17 protein-coding genes are annotated in these 17,699 nt (G+C 64.5%); 12 read left to right on the top strand and 5 right to left on the bottom strand.

The window, feature by feature from the left end; all coding sequences use genetic code 11:
- Positions 1-34 precede the first annotated feature (34 nt).
- Complete coding sequence (locus ACIBJI_RS39980; RefSeq protein ID WP_397088236.1) at positions 35-184, bottom strand: hypothetical protein; 150 nt, start codon at positions 182-184, stop codon at positions 35-37.
- A 219-nt stretch (positions 185-403) separates the two neighbouring features.
- Between ACIBJI_RS39980 and ACIBJI_RS39975 the strand changes: the two genes are divergently transcribed.
- Positions 404-1,201: a hypothetical protein gene (locus ACIBJI_RS39975; protein WP_397088234.1), complete on the top strand. Its 798-nt coding sequence runs from the start codon at positions 404-406 to the stop codon at positions 1,199-1,201.
- Positions 1,202-1,610: 409 nt separating this feature from the next.
- On the opposite strand, the gene ACIBJI_RS39970 is transcribed toward ACIBJI_RS39975, so the two are convergent.
- Entirely contained in the window at positions 1,611-1,820 is a 210-nt protein-coding gene (locus ACIBJI_RS39970; RefSeq protein WP_397088232.1) for a hypothetical protein, read from the bottom strand.
- A gap of 141 nt (positions 1,821-1,961) precedes the next feature.
- Between ACIBJI_RS39970 and ACIBJI_RS39965 the strand changes: the two genes are divergently transcribed.
- The 6 genes from ACIBJI_RS39965 to ACIBJI_RS39940 all read left to right on the top strand — a co-directional run bounded on the left by ACIBJI_RS39965 (position 1,962) and on the right by ACIBJI_RS39940 (position 7,816).
- Complete coding sequence (locus ACIBJI_RS39965; RefSeq protein ID WP_397088230.1) at positions 1,962-2,891, top strand: hypothetical protein; 930 nt, start codon at positions 1,962-1,964, stop codon at positions 2,889-2,891.
- A gap of 292 nt (positions 2,892-3,183) precedes the next feature.
- Positions 3,184-4,158 carry an ATP-dependent DNA ligase gene (locus ACIBJI_RS39960; RefSeq protein WP_397088228.1) on the top strand — a complete coding sequence of 325 codons (975 nt, stop codon included), beginning with the start codon at positions 3,184-3,186 and terminating at the stop codon, positions 4,156-4,158.
- A gap of 269 nt (positions 4,159-4,427) precedes the next feature.
- Complete coding sequence (locus ACIBJI_RS39955) at positions 4,428-4,652, top strand: hypothetical protein (protein WP_397088226.1); 225 nt, start codon at positions 4,428-4,430, stop codon at positions 4,650-4,652.
- A 255-nt stretch (positions 4,653-4,907) separates the two neighbouring features.
- On the top strand, positions 4,908-5,780 hold the full coding sequence (locus ACIBJI_RS39950; protein WP_397088224.1) for a hypothetical protein: 873 nt from the start codon (positions 4,908-4,910) through the stop codon (positions 5,778-5,780).
- A gap of 550 nt (positions 5,781-6,330) precedes the next feature.
- Positions 6,331-7,248 carry a phosphotransferase enzyme family protein gene (locus tag ACIBJI_RS39945; RefSeq protein WP_397088222.1) on the top strand — a complete coding sequence of 306 codons (918 nt, stop codon included), beginning with the start codon at positions 6,331-6,333 and terminating at the stop codon, positions 7,246-7,248.
- 55 nt (positions 7,249-7,303) lie between these two features.
- The gene (locus tag ACIBJI_RS39940) at positions 7,304-7,816 is read left to right on the top strand and encodes a hypothetical protein (RefSeq protein ID WP_397088220.1); all 513 of its coding nucleotides are present in this window, start codon (positions 7,304-7,306) and stop codon (positions 7,814-7,816) included.
- Here ACIBJI_RS39940 and ACIBJI_RS39935 read toward each other — a convergent pair.
- Positions 7,802-9,145: a hypothetical protein gene (locus ACIBJI_RS39935; protein WP_397088218.1), complete on the bottom strand. Its 1,344-nt coding sequence runs from the start codon at positions 9,143-9,145 to the stop codon at positions 7,802-7,804. The genes ACIBJI_RS39940 and ACIBJI_RS39935 overlap by 15 nt on opposite strands.
- 397 nt (positions 9,146-9,542) lie before the next feature.
- On the opposite strand from ACIBJI_RS39935, the gene ACIBJI_RS39930 reads away from it, so the two are divergent.
- The 3 genes from ACIBJI_RS39930 (at position 9,543) to ACIBJI_RS39920 (ending at position 15,471) form a co-directional block, all read left to right on the top strand.
- Positions 9,543-11,210, top strand: a complete 1,668-nt coding sequence (locus ACIBJI_RS39930; protein ID WP_397088216.1) for a hypothetical protein — start codon at positions 9,543-9,545, stop codon at positions 11,208-11,210.
- A gap of 1,223 nt (positions 11,211-12,433) precedes the next feature.
- A complete protein-coding gene (locus tag ACIBJI_RS39925) occupies positions 12,434-13,972 on the top strand; it encodes a hypothetical protein (protein WP_397088214.1) in 1,539 nt (512 codons plus the stop codon).
- A gap of 956 nt (positions 13,973-14,928) precedes the next feature.
- On the top strand, positions 14,929-15,471 hold the full coding sequence (locus tag ACIBJI_RS39920; RefSeq protein WP_397088212.1) for a hypothetical protein: 543 nt from the start codon (positions 14,929-14,931) through the stop codon (positions 15,469-15,471).
- A 178-nt stretch (positions 15,472-15,649) separates the two neighbouring features.
- Here the strand turns inward: ACIBJI_RS39920 and ACIBJI_RS39915 are convergent, their stop codons facing one another.
- On the bottom strand, positions 15,650-16,000 hold the full coding sequence (locus ACIBJI_RS39915) for a hypothetical protein (protein WP_397088210.1): 351 nt from the start codon (positions 15,998-16,000) through the stop codon (positions 15,650-15,652).
- The gene (locus ACIBJI_RS39910) at positions 15,997-16,368 is read right to left on the bottom strand and encodes a hypothetical protein (protein WP_397088208.1); all 372 of its coding nucleotides are present in this window, start codon (positions 16,366-16,368) and stop codon (positions 15,997-15,999) included. The genes ACIBJI_RS39915 and ACIBJI_RS39910 overlap by 4 nt, the downstream gene beginning before the upstream one ends.
- Positions 16,369-16,576: 208 nt before the next feature.
- Between ACIBJI_RS39910 and ACIBJI_RS39905 the strand changes: the two genes are divergently transcribed.
- Positions 16,577-16,774, top strand: coding sequence for a hypothetical protein (locus ACIBJI_RS39905; protein ID WP_397088206.1), 198 nt, complete (start codon positions 16,577-16,579; stop codon positions 16,772-16,774).
- A 391-nt stretch (positions 16,775-17,165) separates the two neighbouring features.
- Positions 17,166-17,525: a hypothetical protein gene (locus ACIBJI_RS39900; protein ID WP_397088204.1), complete on the top strand. Its 360-nt coding sequence runs from the start codon at positions 17,166-17,168 to the stop codon at positions 17,523-17,525.
- The last annotated feature ends 174 nt before the right edge of the window (positions 17,526-17,699 follow it).

Genomic DNA, 17,699 nt, shown 5'->3' with positions numbered 1-17,699 from the left:
GTCGGATTTAGTAGAGCCGCGGCGAGCTCGACGCTCACGCCGCAGCTGCTTCACCCTCCACCGGTACCGGACGGGCACGCTGCCCCGCTTCGATCCACGGAGCTTGAACACCGGTGACCGCGACCAATCCCGCGACCAGGCGCGCGGGACCGTCGTCGATGATCCACTTCCACGCTCCCCCCAACGATTGCCACCAGCACCGTGGTGGTGATTTCGGCAGTCAGCACGACCGGCTCCTCTTCAGGATTCTGGGGCCCAGCAGAGGCGCTACCGCCGGATCTCGTCCATCTGCACCACTGCCCCGGATATCCGTCAGAATTCTTCGTTGTGTCGACACGTTGCGCGGCTGGTGGGTGAGACTATTTGCGCCATGACTGTCTCACGACAACGAGCTGGCGTGTGCGTGTCTTTGGTCTTCTTCGTTCTTGCCGTTGGCAGCGCGCTTGTGCCCCCGGCGAGGGGGTTGACATGGTTGTTGTTGATTTTGAGCGCCGGGGTGTTTACCAGTACGCGAGACGACTTTGGTGATCATCGGTCGAAATTCAACGAGGAACTCGAGAGCACGCGAGACCACGTCAGCGATCTGGCCGAGTACGCCAAATGCGCCTATAAGGGGTTGCTGGTCATTCAGCCGTCGACCTATGTCCGGTGGTTCGCGCACCGGGAATGGACCAGCGACGAAGCGGAGGCTGAAGCGCAGAACAGGCGTATCGGTCAATGGCTAGAGATATACATGATCATCACGACGGTTCTGCTGATGGTGCTGCTCTGGGCGTCGACCGTGCCGGGATGGCGTTGGTTCGCGGCGGTTTTCGCAGCAATCCGGTTACTCGAGATCTATACGGTATCGGCTGAGCTGATGCTGGGGCGGCTCAAAGTTTCGGTGGGCGGGGCAATGGTGAGCATCGCGATCTATGTGGTGCAGTCCGTGCTCATCTTCGCGCTATTTGCCAGCATGGTCGGCTGTCAGGGCTTTACGAATGGAAACGATATTGCTCCCCACCCTTCCGAGATCCCCGACTACCTTTATTTGATCTGGAATTCAATGGCGACGCTTGGCAATTCGTATTCCGCTGTGACAACCTCGGCGAGGCTGGTGATTGCCGGGAGCAATGTAACCGCGATTCTCATCTTCAGCGTGTTGCTCGGATACGTGGTCGGACGCCTCAGGCCGAAGGGGCTTGAACCGGCGAATCCTTGACACAGTGGAGTGCTTGCCCCAGGTGGCCCGGATCCGTGTGCTCTGCCTCGGCGGTATTCGCCGGTAGCGCGGCGGCGCGCAGTCGGCGATCCCAGGTGGCGCGAGATGCCAGGACGTGGCGATGTTGCGTGTCAGGTGGTCGAGCAGCGCTTGGCGGCGTCGGGGTGCGCGGCGCGGCCGCATTCTGGTTCCTCGGTGCGGTATTCGTCTATCTGGGGGGGTCAGAAGGAGCGAACAGTTCTGGGCCGACTAGCTGTGCCGCTCATCAGGCGGGTTCATGGACACCGGAAAGGGTTGCGATACAGCCTTATCGGGGGTCAGACCTACCGCGAGCGAGCACTTACCGCACTCGGTCGGGCAGGTTCCAGGAGACCCGGGGTACCTCAGTTCCGGCACCCCGGGCCTTGTGTCACTGGCTGCGACCTGGCGGATTCGCGGCGAAGAAGCTGAGCACGCAGCTGAGTACGGTCACCGAGGCATCCCAGCCGTCCAGGAGCCCGGCCGCGCTGGCGAGGCTGACGGCCAATGACAGCGCGACGAGCGGATGTACTGGCCCTTTCGGATCGGGCGCGGACGGAAACGGGCTGTTCTCAATGGTGGATGGGGGGTCTACCCTCATTCCTGGACCTCTGTTCACTCTGACTTGGACGTTGTCTGCTTTGTGCTCCCCCGACCGGAACTCGGGGGAGCACAACCCTTTTGAGGGCGGATTCATTGCAGCACCAAGGGGTGCATCGGTGGATACACTTAGAATCGGTGCATGTCACGGGGGTTGGGCATCACTCAGCGGCGGCTACTGAGCGCGCTCTACGCCGCGCCGCTACGGCAGTTGCTCCGCTGGGACCTCGACGACCTCGACGCAGATGACTTGTGGGCATTTCCTCGCGGCGTCCACCCTGGCGGGTCCGCGGATTTCTCGGACGGTTCCGAGTTCTATCTGGTCGCTCAGCTGGGTCTCGCCGAACTCCACCATCTCACTCTGCGCGACAGCCCTCGGCGGTCAGTCGAGCAGCGCAAGCTCGGCTTGATGGACTGGTTTTCGCTGAACGCTCAACCCAGCACCGAGGCTGAGCTCGACCTGTTGCGGAGCTGGCGGGCTGCCTACCGACGAGCGGCACGCAGCCTCACCGGCCGCGATTTCATCGAGACGGTACAAGCCAGCGTCCACCTGGAAAACCTGGGTCAATTGATCTGGGGCATGAACGCCAACCACATACCAGCACGGGAGGTTGTGCTGGCGAGAATCACCGATGCCGGACGCCAATACGTCCAGCAACGTCGAGCCGAACTCATCGACGACACACCTAGCACCGACGACCTTCGCCGTGCGCTGCGCAGCGCCGGATTTCACGACATCGCCGAACCTCACCCACAATCGCCCCCCTCCGGTACGCAGTCCCGGCGGCGCCGTATCGGTACCCCCCGGAAACGCACGCAACCCGACCAGAACGACCGGATGCCCGAATCCACTACACAACCGAGTCGGCTGCTGGGCCGGGAGGATGTGCTCACCCAGTTCACCGCCGAGGGCTTCGACACCGGCCGTGTCGAGGCTGCTCTTCGAGCGTGGCACCGCGAGGAACAACGCAAGTCACGGGAGCTATTCGGTCTCGGCGACAACGGCATTCCGCTACACGAGCAGCTGTTCGGCCAGGAAGAGATCGACGACCTGAGGCGCCGACTCACCTAGCGCGGCACCATCCGGCGCCCGTGATTCATGGCCTCGAGAATGGACCGCCCGGAAGCTTTACCGCTCGGCGTTCAGTAGCGTGCGTCGGCCAGCTGGTCGGCGAGATCCTGTGGCGCTACGGGTCGATCGACGCGTTCTGCGCATGGCTGCACCGGCTGCTCGACGAGCCGCGCGGGAAGCGCCGCCAGCGATCGGCTCGGTCGGGGGCCGGACCGCGGCGGTCCGCATCGGCTGACTGCAGGCCAGGATGCCATCGAAACCGGTTGGTATTTGCTGGCGATAAGCTCACGGTGTGGTGCTGCTGGTGCCAGCACCGATGCTGGCCAGCCCCGGGCGGCCGCCGACGCCGCCTGGGGGCTGGGCCGCGGAGTTGAAATGGGATGGGGTCCGGGCGATTTCGCGTTGTCAGGGCGGTGTCTGCCGGTTCTGGAGTCGCAACAAACGCGATATCACCGCCGCCTATCCCGAGGTGTCGGCCGCGCTGCTGAGTGCCGCAGATGGTCGGGGTCTTGTCGTTGATGGGGAGCTGATCGCCCCGGATCCGGGCAGCGGTGCCCCGGTCTTCGGCAGGTTGCAACGTCGTATGCACGTCGGGCGGCCGACGGCGGCGTTGATCGGGGCGGTGCGGGTGGAATTTATCGTGTTCGACGTCCTGGGCCTCGACGACGAAATGGTTATGGATCGGCGCTATCTGGCCCGCCGCGAACTACTCGACGAACTCGCCTTGGCTAGCGGTTTGATCCGCGTGCCGCCGTTCTGGCACCTCGCCGATGTTGCCGCTGATCGGCTGCTGCAGGCGGCTGCGGAGGCCGGCATGGAGGGCATTGTCAGCAAGCGCCTCGAGTCGGTGTACGAGCCGGGTCGGCGCTCGCCGCGGTGGATCAAGACCCCATTGCGGCGCACCACCGACGCCGTCGTGGTGGGCTGGCTGCCTGGAAGCGGCGTCAACTCCGCGACGTTCGGCTCGCTCGTGCTGGCTGGTCACGACGCTCAGGGTCGGCTGCGGTGTATCGGTTGCGTCGGAACAGGATTCACGATGGCCGCCCGCCGGGCCCTGCGTGGTGCCCTCGACCAGCTCGCCCGTGACACCAGCGTGCTCACCGAACCGGCACCGCCCGAGGTCGCGCGGGCGGCGCGCTGGGTAGAGCCGGTACTGGTCGCCGACGTCGAATATCGAGAGTTGACGGCCGAGGGGATCGTCCGCCATCCCAGCTTCCGAGGTATCCACTCCGAGCGTGCCGTCGCCGAGGTGGGCTGGCCGGAATAGTCGCTGGTTCCCCGGCTCGGAGCAGCTGCGCACCCGGCTACGAGACCTGGCTGCGGTTTTCAGTCGGTGATCAGCTTGACGACCGGCCTGCATGTTAGATCGCGCACACTGGGTATAACCCCCTTGCTCGCGGGTTATATCAAACGCCTTGCGCGCCTTACGGTGTCGACCGTTATCCCCTGGGAGACCGAGACCCGGCGTTTGGCGCACACGGCCGACTTCGCGTCGTGAGTCCTGTACTCCCACCAAAAACAAGGAGACAGGATCCCGTGAATGCACACCGCGACGCTGCGCGAGGTCAGCCAGATGAAACACCACAGCCAGGGCAGCAACTGAAGGTTTTCGAGGTCCTCGACGTGCTGGCCCTGGCCGCCGTCCTCACAACCGTGGTGGCACTTGTAGTGGTCGGTGCAGCGTCCACCGGTGTCATCGCGGCAGCGGGGGCGTTCGTCGTTGCGGTCATGCGAATCTGGTTGCGGTTGCGGAGCGCATAGGTGACGTGGAAGGCCTCCGGGAGATGCTGGGGGCCTTCATCGGATCAGACGGGGCGAGCCTAGCTCCGGCTGCGGCTTTTGCCGTCGTCGCTGTCGCCGTTTTGGTTGCCCGCGATGACCTTCAGGATCGCCGCGATTGCCAGCACGACGGCGGGAGGCCGGCAGCCACCCAGGGGTGGGCATTATCGGTGAATGAGTACACCGGAGATAGAGGCGCTGGCCGCCCTGTTCAGGCCGCCTGCGCAGGCGCGGATCGTGGAGCGGGCCTCGCGTGGAGCCGAGTTTCGTCAATGGGCAGTGACGCTGACAGATCCCCCGCAGGGAAGCTCGATGCAGCTCGACAATGATGGGTTCCTACAGGAAATCGGGACGGCCTACCCAGTGGCTCAGTACGCTCGGTTCCCGGCTTCGTCGGCAGCCGAGCACCTCGCCGCCGCCGAAGTTCTCGTATCGGATTGGTTCAACCGGGCAGTCCCGCCCCCGGCCACGTCACGATCCTGGCCGTCGTCCGTGCTGGTGCTGTGTCGATCTGCGATGGAAGCCGCTGCCCGCACGATCTGGCTCATCGGCGACCCCAGCCGCGACGTGAGGCGGCAACGATGCGCGGCAGAGGCCTTCAAAGAGCTAGAGGAGATGCTCAAGTGGGCCAAGCAGGATCGAGATACGGACGTGGCCGAAGGGCGGGAGGTGGCGCCGTTCGAAGCTTCGGCGGAAAACCTCAAGACGGCGATCGCGAAGGCGAAGGCGGCGAGCGGCGGGATCACGGCACCCGGGTTCACCGCGATGACCGCGGCTGGGGCTGCATGGATCGACGCCAATCCACCGAAACACGCCTGTGAGCTGCTCAGCGGGCGGCCCTTCGAACTTATGACGAAGGCGTGGTACTCGATCGGCTCGAGTTACACCCACGGCTACAGCTGGACACTGAACGTCCTCAACAGCCAAGACGAGCAGTACGGGTTGGTCGCCGACCTCTTCATGAGCGCTGTGCTGATGACCGAAACCGCGGTCGCACTGTTCGAGGCGCAGATGCTGGCCCCTGGCGAACAGTGGCAGAACGAGCACCTTCCCACTCGGCTGGGACCGACCATCGCTGAGTGGGCACCTCTATACCACGAAATCTCGTAAGGGCATGGTCGCCAGCGCTGTTCGGCGGTATCGATGCGAAAGACCCGCCGGCTGGCGGGCCTTTCTACCTGGACAACGGGTGCCCTGTGGTCAAAGCGACGCTCTACCAACTGAGCTACACCCCCATGAGTGGAGGTGACGGGACTCGAACCCGCGACCTTCGCAGTTGCCACGAATCGTATACCGAGGCAACGACATCGAGCACTGTCACGCTGGTCACTCCGCTGCGGACGCCTTTCCCGGCAATTTCGGTCTATTCAAAGGTCGATCGGCACCCACATATGCGTGTGCCCGCGCAGGCAGCTGCATGGGCACACGCATATGCGGTTTGATGGGGGCACGGTCAGGCGCGCCCTATGACGCAGACGCGCGGGGAATAGCAGGGTGCGATGTGGTGGCGGAGCCTCGCACACCCAACGGTCCGGGGGCCGAGCCGTCGCAATCGAGCGGTTACCGGCCCGACTTCTCACACGAACCCATGACACATCGGACATTCGCCTTCCCGGCGTTGACTGCCCTTCAGTGCCGGGTTCCCCATAGCCTAGACTTCGTGGCTCATCGCTCATCTGGATCCGCTTTCCTGCCCGATGTCGTCGACGTGGTCATGGATCAGGCGTGCCGGAGGGTCGGTCTGGATCCTTGTGGTGCGGAGCTGCTGCGTCTGGGCGAGAACATGCTCTTCCGACTTTCCTCGGCGCCGGTGGTGGTCCGCGTCGCCCGCGATCTGGGGCATCTCGACGACGCCGCGAAAGAGGTCGCGGTCTCGGATTGGCTTGCCGCGCAGCATTTCCCTGCCGCACGGACCTTCGAGATCCCCGATCAGCAGCAACCCCTCGTCGTCGACGGACACCCGGTCACCTTCTGGCGCTTCATCCCGGGGCGGCCCGCCAATATCGACGAGGCGGGCATCCTGGGTGGGTTGCTGCGGCGGCTGCATCAGCTCGAGCGCCCGGAGGAAGACCTGGATCTCCCGCCTGTGAACGGGTTCGGGCATATCCCGGCGCGCTTGGCTGGCGCTCCGATTCCTGACGCGGATAAGGACTTCCTGCGGCATCGGGTGGCCGAGCTCGAACAGGAGTTGGCCGCGCTCGAGTTCCGGCTGCCGGCGACTGCGATCCATGGTGACGCGCACGTCAAGAACATCATGATCGCCCCGGACGGGGCGGCGACGCTGATCGATCTGGAGGCCTTCGCGTACGGGTTCGCCGAGTGGGATCTGGCCAAGACCGCGGCCGAGACGAGCATGGGCATGCTCGCCGAGCGCGATTACGAGGCCTTCGCCGAGGCCTACGGCTATGACATCACCAGCTGGAGCGGGTTCACCGTCCTACGCCAGGTGATGCAGGTGAAGATGATCACCTGGCTGGCGCAGAACGTCGACCACTCCGAACGCATCGCGACCGAATACGCCAAGCGGATCGCCACCATTCGCACTGGGGTGCTGACCGAGCCCTGGCGGGGTTTCTGAGGAGCACAACCCCACATCTGCAATCCGATCCGAACAAAGGGGAGAAGAAGTGGTGATGGGACAGAAATGGCCTGCTTCGGTGCGGGAGACGGCACTGGACATGCTTCGGCAGGCGCAGCGTGCGGGAATGACGCAAGCCGAGATATGCAGCGAGGTGGCATCACGGCTGGATCCGGCTCCTTCGGCCCACACGTTGCGGTACTGGGCTGTCAGTCACGGCATCTTCCCCACCGCACCCGAACTACGATCGGCCCGCTATGACTTCCTTCCCGACGACGAGAACGGCGAGTCCGCCGAGGACACCACCGTCGCCGAGATAGACGCGGAAGATGGTGCCCCAGGCGTTCGCGGGAGGCACGTGCATGCTGCGCTGCTGTCCGAGCACGAAGCCGCAGCGGCCGAATGGGACAGCGATCGGTCCAGTCTGGTGACCCGGATCAACCAGCAGGCCGCCGAGATCACGCGGCTGCGCCAAGAGAAAGACGCGATGACCGAGCTCCTCGTCTTCTACCTGCGACGTGACCAAGCGGTGGCACCTGTCGCGGCAGGCATGTCACCGCCCTTGTGACGCAACGAGTGCCGGGTAATGCGTGTGCATGAGGTCGACGAACTCCGCCAGGGCGGGGTGGCGTGTGGCGCCTGCCGGGATCCGGTTGTAGAAGTCGCTCAGGTACCGCAGATAGCGCGCCGATCGCAGCCCGTCGCCGTTGATGACCGCGGCGGCCGCAAGCGTTCCGGCCTCTTCGAGGTCGCCGGCGATCAGTGCGGCGTCTCCAGCGACGGCCTGGATGAACGCTCGGGTGCGTGGGGGTGTGTCATCGGTGAGGGCGTGGCCGATGAACTCCATAGTCTTCGGCGCGAGCTGCAGGTCCCGGAAGCAATGTGAAGTGTCTCCGGCGAGTTCAGCGGGGTCGTAGTAGCTGATCCAGGCCGGTTCATCGCCACCGCGCCGGTCGTAGATCACGTCGGCGCGGTGGATCGCGGACGCGGCGCCCGTCCGATCCGAAAGGCTGGACAGGCCACGGGCTTCCATCATCACGCACATCGTCTCGACCGAGGCGGTGCCATGCCCACGCAGCGCTGACTGGGCCGCACGCGCGTACATCACCGCGTCGTCGAATGCGCCCACGAAATTGGCTTGGTGCGACAGGTTCGCCAAGAGTCTGGCGCCCATCTGGTGGTCGCAGCCTTCTTCGGCCAGGCGCAGGCCTTGCACGAAGTACCGGCTCGCGGCGGCGTGACGGCCCGCGTCGTAGGCGGACCATCCCAGCAGCTGCGAAACCTCGGCGGCCGCGGAAAAAATGTCGCGGCGCACCTTCTCCGGGTGCACGGCGTGCAGCTGGGGCACCACGTCGTCGCGGAAAAACGTCAACAGCATGCGCCGGACGTGGCCGCCGCCTTTCTGGAAGTCCATCGACATCATCGCCGACACCGTGGTGCGGATCCGTTCGGCGGCGGCGATGCCCCGGACCGGTTCACTCGCGGCCGCCACCGCGAGCGCAGGAGACTGCGCGAACAGGTACCCGGTTACGACTTGTGAGGCTCCCAAGCTGCTGATCGTGCCCGCGGTGGCCAACGCGGGGTCGTTGTTGGCGTCGCTGTCGGCCAGCGAGTCGATGACGGTGATCGCGTCGACGACCTCGCGCTGGTATTCGCGGCCGCGTTCGAGCGGGTCACCGGCGTAGGGCAGATACAGCACACGAGCCAGCAGCCGCGAGTGCAGCGCGTCGGGGCGGGTGCGGTTGTTCTCCCACCTCGATATCGATGTCTTCAGGGAGGCGGGAGTCATCAGGCGCACGCCCTCGCGTGCGGCGGCCTCGGTCAGGGCAGCGGCCAGGACCGGGATGGACCAGCCTCTCGCTGTCCGGGCTGCCCGAATGTCCTCGCCGTGCATCATGTTTCGCTCCCCCAGCACCCGATGTGCTGAATACCGAGATTATTCGGTCTTCCAGCGCAGCGGCAGCGCGTTTTGCAACAGGGCGTGTCGGAGGGCGTGTCGCTGAAAGTTGCATTGGGCCACAGACGAGTTCGCCGACCGGGAGTGTTAACCCTTGCCCACTCCCGACACGCCGCGCGCGATCGTGAGGGTGGTGGGTGTTCATTTTGCCGCCTGAGGTTGCGGTGGTACCCGTAGGCAATCGGAAAGGAGAAAAAACGCCACGAAAATTCGAGGTGACTGTCACAGAATCTTCCATAACAAACTGTCAACAGTTCAAACTGTTATCATGGTGATGGGTCGGGCATCGTGAACATGCCCGGCCCCTCCACCCGAATCCCCCAGCGAGGACAAGCCGATGAAACTCCTGAAACCCCGAACCACCCCAGGCAGTGATCTGCAGCTGCCCGACTTCACCGATCCCGCCGAACACGACGACGCCACAGGCCTGCCGCGGCGAGTGCTCAGCGCCCGGGATCGGCTCACCTGGCAAGACGACCCCGCCCTGCTCGAGGCGCTGTCCGAGGACGAGCTGCTCGCCGAACGCGGCCTGGTCGAACAGATTCGCGCGCAACGGCGTGCGCAGCGTGGCCGTGAGATCGAGGCCATGATCGCGGCCGAGGACAGGGAACTGGCGGATCGCCTAGCCGCCGAGGACAAGCGCCGCCGGGTCCAGGCCACGATCCAGGACGCCGATATCAAGGACCTGATCACCGCGCGCAAGGCCCTCGCCGAGCAGCGCCGCGAATCGAGCCCGCACGCCAAACTCGCCTCCCTGTATCGGCACCGCGAGTGGTCCCAGCGCGCCCTCGCCGGCGTCGTGGCCGCGGGCATGCTGTGGTCGGCGGTCAACGTCCAGCACAACGTCGCCCCCGGCGGCCCAGGTGACCCGCTGTACTGGTTCAGCTTCCTGCTGGAAGGAATGATCAGCGTCTGCCTGATCGTCATCATGATCGGCACCAACAAGGTCGCCGAGTGGGGCATCCTCGACAGCCGCACCCAGGTCGTCACCGCCGAGGTCTCTCTGCTCGCGCTCACGGTCGGGCTCAACACTTTTCCCTACCTGCGTGACTCGAAGTGGTACGAGACCGCCGTGCACGCGGTCGCGCCGGTGATGATCGGCGTCGCGATGCTCATCCACGATGCCGCCAGCACGCGCTACGGCGGCGCCATCACCAAGGCCACCGAACAGGTGCGCGAGCTTCCAGACGACGAACTCGTGCTGCAGCCGACCGTCACCCACCGTCGCGCCGAGCGGATCGACACCCCCGCACACGCCGACCCCGTCCCCGCACTGGACCCCGCAGTGCGGGCCGCCGACACCCGTACTCCGCAATTGGGCTACGGCTCGACTACGGGTTCTACGGGCCCCGCACCCGTAGCGGATCCCGTAGTACGGGGTGCGGCCCGTACTACGGCTACGGGTCCCGTGCCGGAACCCGTAGTGCGGGAGGGTGAACCCGTAGCGGCCGTGGAGACAACGGCTGTCAGCGAGGCTGATGAGGCTGTTGACCTGGGCGAATTGCGGACCCGTACCGCGAACCCGCAGCCTGCGACCAGCGGCGACGCCGACCCCGTAGTCACGGCCGAGGCTGTGACCTCGGACAGCACCGCCGACCCCGGCGCCACCGATGCCGAGTCCGACGACAAGGCAACCGAGCTGCCGTCTGCTCCCGTCGTACGAACCCGTAGCGCCCATCCGGCCGCCGACCGGTGGTCCCAGCCCCGCAGTGCGGGTTCGGAAGCTGTCGCACCCGAGCGGCAGGACTGGATGGCACCGGTGTTCGCGTTGGCGACCGAGGTGATCAGCCGCGGCACCGCCCGGACCAAGCCGGTCGAGGTGGTCGCGGCCGCGATCGCCGCGATCGACGCCGGCGCGAAGAACAACGCGATCGAGAAGGAGACCCCGTTGTCGCACGCAACCATTGCGCGCATCCGCGCAAAGGTCGCCGAGATCCGCCACGAGCAGAGCATCGGCGGCGGCCGCGTCATCGAACTGAGGAAGCAGAACGGACAGGCCCGATGACCACTCGAGCCATGCTGGGCCTCAACACGATCGCCTCAGCCCGCATCAACATCGCCTGCGCGCGATGCGGTCGGCTGGTAGCGGTCCCCGCGGACCGGTACTTCCTCGGACAGAACCTGGTCCACTGTGATGGCTGCTCAAGGCCGAAATCCGGCCTCTGGCCCCAGATTCCGGCCGCAGCTACCACGAGTGCCACCCCCGGTGCAAGGAAGGCACACACGCGGTGTGAAGCCCCTTCCCATGGCGAGTGCTGAACCGGTACAAGGGATCTTGATGACAACCACCACACCCACAGATGACCGAAGGTTTCCTGGTCACGACGGCTTCACACAGACCATGGGGTCCGCGTGTCGCAGGCCAACTTTCGGCATCCGGTGTGGTGGGCTTAGAAGTTGGCAGGGGTCTATCCCCCGCCAAACCCAAGCCCGGACAAAAGGAAACCCGTCCTCTCACCGTTTGGCCGCGGAGTCGAGAGAACGGGTTCGGAACCCTTATTTGACATGTAGTCAGATGTGGGACGACTCGTATGACGATACAGCCACACACCGACATGTGTGGACTGGACCCGCCATAGAGCGCGTGTCGCACCTGACTCTGACCAGAAGGACAGAGTTGTCGTTGAACACAGCGCCTCCCGCTCTCGCCGGCTCTCAGCCGCGATCGAGCGCAATTGGGGCGGGCGAAGACCAGCAAGGCCCGAAATGGGCTCTCGCGCTGTCGATTAGAGACTCCGGCGTGCGGGACGGTCGATCCGTGATGATCGCTGTCCCGCAACCGCCGCATGGCTCCGGCGCGTTCGAACCGCAACCGGAACCCCCAAGGAGGTGGACCACCTTCTAGGTGCCCAACACCTAACTAACTGAATACACACCCAGCAGGCTGAGCCACTCGCGGCCAAACGATCGCTCACCTGCTGCCTTCCGAAGAAGACCCCTTTGCCTTGAAAAGCCGAGGAGTCCCTTTTTCGTGTCCACAGAAAGGAACTTGCTGTGAACAGCGGGTCCCATGGTAGAGCACGCCCTCACACAAGGTGTGCTAGCCGGGCCAGGAGTCAGGTCACAACTTCATCCAAATCCGTATCCCCCCAGGTCGATCGGCCGTATAAGGGTGGTGATTCCGACACGGACGCCGAGTCCGCTGCGATCATCGAGCGCCTGAACGCCGGTCAGATCGGCGGTTCGTGGGCGCTGCCGATCCCCGAGGGCGCGTCGGCGGCGGTACCAGTGTGGAACGGGCGCAAGCACTGGATCCGCGCGCTGGCCCTGGCCCTGGGCACCGACCGCGGCCGCGCGCTGGTGCGCCGACACCACACCAGCGCCGACACCGTGCTGAAAGTGGCTGCCGTGCAAGCCAAATACGCCAGCAGCCGCACCGGCCGTCAAGTCACCGCGGCCGCCGCCAAGATCGGCGCCCAGGCCGACAACGTCAACGCCGACACCGTGGGCCGAACACGGCGAGTGCTGCGGGAACTGGGATTCGCGGTCGAGATGGCACGCGGCCGCAACTTCCTGAACGCAAACGAGCGTCGCGCAGCCCACATCCACCACGGCGGCCGCCAAACCAGCGCCGCCAGCGTCTGGCATCTGACCCTCCCCCGCGACGCCGTCACAGCGCCCGAACGGCCGTTGTCGCCGCGCCGGTCCTCAGCATCCCTGGGTCGACTGGCCCGTGGCGCGCACGCCGCGGCCGCCGTCTCCGCTGGTCACAGCCATAACGAAAACCGGGACGACCTATCCTCGACTACGTCAGTAGTCGAGGAATCCTCAGTTGGGAAAAAATCACCAACACGCGCGATACGCGCGCGCGGCGGCAAGAAAAATTCCTCGAAAAAAGCCAAAAACGCCAGGAAGAGCGGCCAGGATCCGCAGCCGTTGCATCGCCAGCAGGCAGCCGCCGAGCTGGTCGCGTACTGCCGAGGCATGGACCAGGGCCAATGGCTGCGCACGGGTCCCCAGCAGTACATGCGGCGCCACGGCGGCTGGCACATCGGCGCGGTCGTCGAGGCCCTGGCCGACGCGGGGATCGACACCGAACAGGTCAACGGCCACGACATCGCTCGGGCCCTGACCCACCTCACCATCGAGCGAGGCCTGACCTGGCCAGACAACATCCGCAATCCGATCGGATTCCTCCGCTCGCTGCTGGCACGTCTGACCAAGTCCGGCCGGGTCCTGACTGGGACCGGACGCCGGCGGATCCATCACGAAAAGCCGTGCACCGAGCACCCACACAGCGCCCGCCGCGCCGACGGCGAGTGCGGTGGCTGCTTCGGCGACCGGATGGCCGCCAAAACAGCCCCTGAAAGCCCCGTAGCCGATCCGGGGGCACACGTGCTCCGGCCCCGCTTCATCAGGCCCTCCACGGCCCAAACAGCCCTGCTTTCGGGCAATTGCGGCGGCGTGAGCACACGTAGTCACAGCATGGATCTGGCGTCGAACCCAGACGGTCTGTGCACCGCGTGCATGACCGCCCCCGGCGTGCTGCGCGAGCAGCTGCTGATCCCCACGACGGTGTGCGACGGCTGCTGGAGCACCGTGGATCCGGCCACACTGAACCAAGACGACGCGGCGCCGATCTACGACGACGGCCTCGACGAGCTGGCCGCGGCAGCGGGGGACGCGTGCACGATGTGCGCGACCGCGCCAGGAACGGTCCGCGAGTCGCTGTCCTCGAAGTCGGTGGTGTGCGACGGCTGCTGGGACAGCCTGGGCATGAGCAGCTACGTAACCCGCCGATCAGCCATGAGCAACTGCCGAGTGTAGCTGGCCACAATGCATCGGTGCGCGAGGTGAATGTCTCTGCCGCTGTATTCTTTTCGGGGTCGTCGCCACTTGCTACCAAGGATGTGGAGCTCACGCTTCGCATCCTGTTGGAGCCAGCGCGACTAGTCGTATCGAATCTGGGGGCCCTGTGATCACTGTGTTCGCTTCTCTGATCGCTGTTGCGGGAACACTTCTCGGGTCGATAGCAGCATTCGTCTTCCAACGTCAGATGGCCGATCGGACCGCAGCACATGCGTTCACTGAACGTATGCGCCAGGATCGCCTCAGGGTCTACTCGACGTTCGCAGAAGTCGCGACTCAATATCGTCAGGCTGAGGTGGACCGATGGCGTTGTTCCACCGAAGATCCAGGCGGAGATTCCCCTCGGCTAGCTCGCGCAGAGGCATACCGCCATCGGGCCGCTCTACGCAACTCACTGCTCCACGTCCAACTGGTCATGGACGACCCGCACCTGCATGAACTCGGGGACGTGGCGCTTGAAAAGACACGCATGATCCATGAAGCAACCAGCGAAGACGAGATGCATGTGAAGTCCGATGCAGCGCTCGCAGCGATCCAGCAGTTCATCAGACAATCGGCAATAGACATCCAAACGCCTTCGGTGCCTAGGTCGCGTCGGCGGGAAGTCGCGTCACGGCGTTGAGGTGACCTCTCGGCGGGCACCGACTACGGGCCGCCGCGCCAAAACCGAAGCCCGGAAGCAGCGCAGTCATGGGCATCGGTGACGAGCGCGTGGGCCTGGCGGCTAAGTTTGGACAGCTGAATCGATCCCGACCGAGCGGCGCGGGGACTCAGATCGCCATGCCGGGGCCCCAGAACACCTGGGGCGCTGTAGTATTGGCGCGCCAATTTGGCTGTCTTTAGAGCCGGTTATGTTAGGTGGCCCTGTGCCGGGAGCAAGTCGATCGAGACGACCTCGGCCACCCCAACCCGAAGTGCCGAACTGGACACACAAGAGTCAGGCCTGGGGCTCGATCGGTTCAGCCGCCATCGCGTTTGCAGCCTTGGTGCTGAGCATCATCAGCCTCGTTCTGCAGTCCTGTTCGAAATCGGACGTCGACGCAGCCCGAGAACAAGAGTTCGCATCACGCGTCTCGTGGTGGATCGCCACCGCACCGGATGGAAAGAGAGTCCTCATGGTGCAGAACAGGTCCATCGTTCCGATCACAAAGATCACCTTCACTGGCAAGATCACCGACCCTGCCTACCCACCACCGCTTGACAGCTATCTCGTCGTCATCTCGCCGATCCCGCCGTGTTCGATAAAGACGATGACAACGGTGGATCCAGCCATGCCACTACTCAATGGCACACTACGTTTCCGCGATCCACACGGACCATGGCAGATAGGACCCGACGGGAAACTGCAAGATGCAGATCCCGACACGGAGATGACCGTCGGGAAAAAGGAAGCGTCGACTCCCGGCAACGATGACCCGAACCCAGTGGAAGACGCACCTGACTGCGGGCGAGGCTGAGAACTGCCACCGCCGGTCGCGGGTGATGCGTGCACGGTGTACGCGGCTGCACCGGGAACAAACAGTCCGCGAGTCGCTGTCCTCGAAGTCGGTGGTGTGCGACGGCTGCTGGGACAGCCTGGGCATGAGCAGCTACGTAACTCGCCGATCAGCGCCATGAGCGACTGCCGGGCGTAGCTCACCGATCGAACAAGTCCCATTCGAGCTCGGGAACGGAATCGAGCTGCGGGCTGGTGATCGTGGGGTGCAGGGCGTCGTGGACCTGGCGCTCATGCGCGGCCTCGGCGATATCGAGGGCGCGTTCGGCGCGGTCGCGGGCGTCGGTGACCAGCGCGTGGGCCTGGCGGCTGAGCTTGGACAGCTCGTAGCGGCGTTCGTCGGTCACGGCGCTGATCGTCAGTTCGTGGTCGAGCTGCTCGAAGTGGTGCTGCAGCTGCTCGACCTCTTTGACGGCGGGACGGTGATCGAGCCGCTTCAGCTCGGCGATGAGGCCGCCGAATCGCTCGTCGAAACTGGGCGCTTCGCTCATCGTGAATATCCTCGCTCGATCCGGTGACGCCGGGGGACGGCATTGAAAGAGGTGTGGACCGCAGGGGCGGCGTCCAGGACGGTAGTGGGGTGCTCCAGGGCGTGGCGCTTGCGCGCGGCCGCGGCCCGGGCGGCATCACGATCGGTGACGGCGAGCCCGTAGGCCCGGATCATCTTCGTGCGCGCCTCGCGGCTGAGCTTGGTCAGCTCATCGTGGTGGTCGCCGGCGGGCACCGTGGTCCGCAGTTCCTCGTCGAGCTGCACAAGCTTCCGACGGATCTCCACGATCCGGTTGAAGGTCTTGGCGTCGCGCGGGAGCAGCCTCAGCTCCTCGAGCAGATCGCCGAATCGGTCTTCCAGACTGCGCATTTCACGGCTCCCCTTGCCTCATAGCGGCCCGATCAGGCCGCCGATCGGTGTTCACAGGGTACGACCAGCCACCGACAGCGCTCAGCATGTCCAGAACGCCGCACACGGGATCACCGTCAGGGGGTTACACCTTTTGCACCGTCCCGGCACCCCTCGGGGTACTCGATCCGGTGCGGCGACCCGCAACCGCCCGATACGCTCTTGCGCCATGGGCGAGATGGGTGCGAGCGGATCGACACCGGTCCACGCGGTCGAGTGCACCGGCACAACGCAGGCCGAGGCGTTCCAGATCGCCACGGACTGGCTGAAAGCCCACGGCGAGGTTGTCATCGTCGGTCTGACCTGGCGGCTGTCCGACGTACCCGAGAACGCCGGTCCCAAGACGCTGATCATCTTCTACGAGTAGATCCGGCTCTCCCCTGCCGCATCAATCCCCCGTTCTGTCACAAGCCCCGGTGAGCACATGCGGTTGTGACAAAACTCCATGGAAGAGCAGCGCACAGGTAGCTGACGTGATGCTCCGAGTCTGTCTGAGCGAAGGTCTGCGACGGCGGCCGCCGACTCCGATCAGGTGAACCGACACCACCACCACCGGGCGGGCGGGCGGTCATTTCGACATTTCAGGCTGTCAACAGCTCCAAATTCCGACATTGCGAAATTCTGAACTGTCGGACTCCCACACTGCTGACAGCCTGTCCGGAACGAACTCGATAAAATATCGGAATGAATGGAAGTAATGTATGGAAAATGCCGACACCTTCCATTATGATGGAAGATAGCAACCATAGGAGGCGAAAATGAGCTACCCGAACGACACCCATGCCCCGCTCATCGGGCCGTACACCATCCAGCTGCACGAGGACGACCGCATCGAGCTCGACCAGGCGATCGGCCGCTGGAACGCGGAGCGCCGTCACCTGAAAATCGACCGATCCAAGGCCCTGAACGCCGCCGCGAAGCTCCTGCTGCGGGCCGATAACGAGGATCTGGCCAGGGAACACGCCGCAGCGACGGGCCTGAACGAGCAGCAGACCGAGCAGATGGTTAGGGTGCACCGCTGGTTGATGGATCAGTACTTCGAAGTGCTGGAGGAGGTCATCGAGACCCGGAAGGTGCTTGACGGCCGACGGAAAAGAGGGAAGGATATCCGCTCATGACGGAAGAATATACCACACTGGACGGAAAAAAGGAAGGAAGTAATGATGGAAAGAAAGAAAGAACTAATCAGGTGTAACGAACAGTTCGTTACACCTGATTAGTTCTTTCTTTCTTTCCAGCATTACTTCCTTCCTGTTTTCGGTCCCGGGGGGGAGAGTCGTCCGTCATGTGCG

Source organism: Nocardia sp. NPDC050408 (genome assembly GCF_044458905.1).
GTDB lineage: Bacteria > Actinomycetota > Actinomycetes > Mycobacteriales > Mycobacteriaceae > Nocardia.
This window is presented reverse-complemented; position numbering and strand designations above follow the sequence as displayed.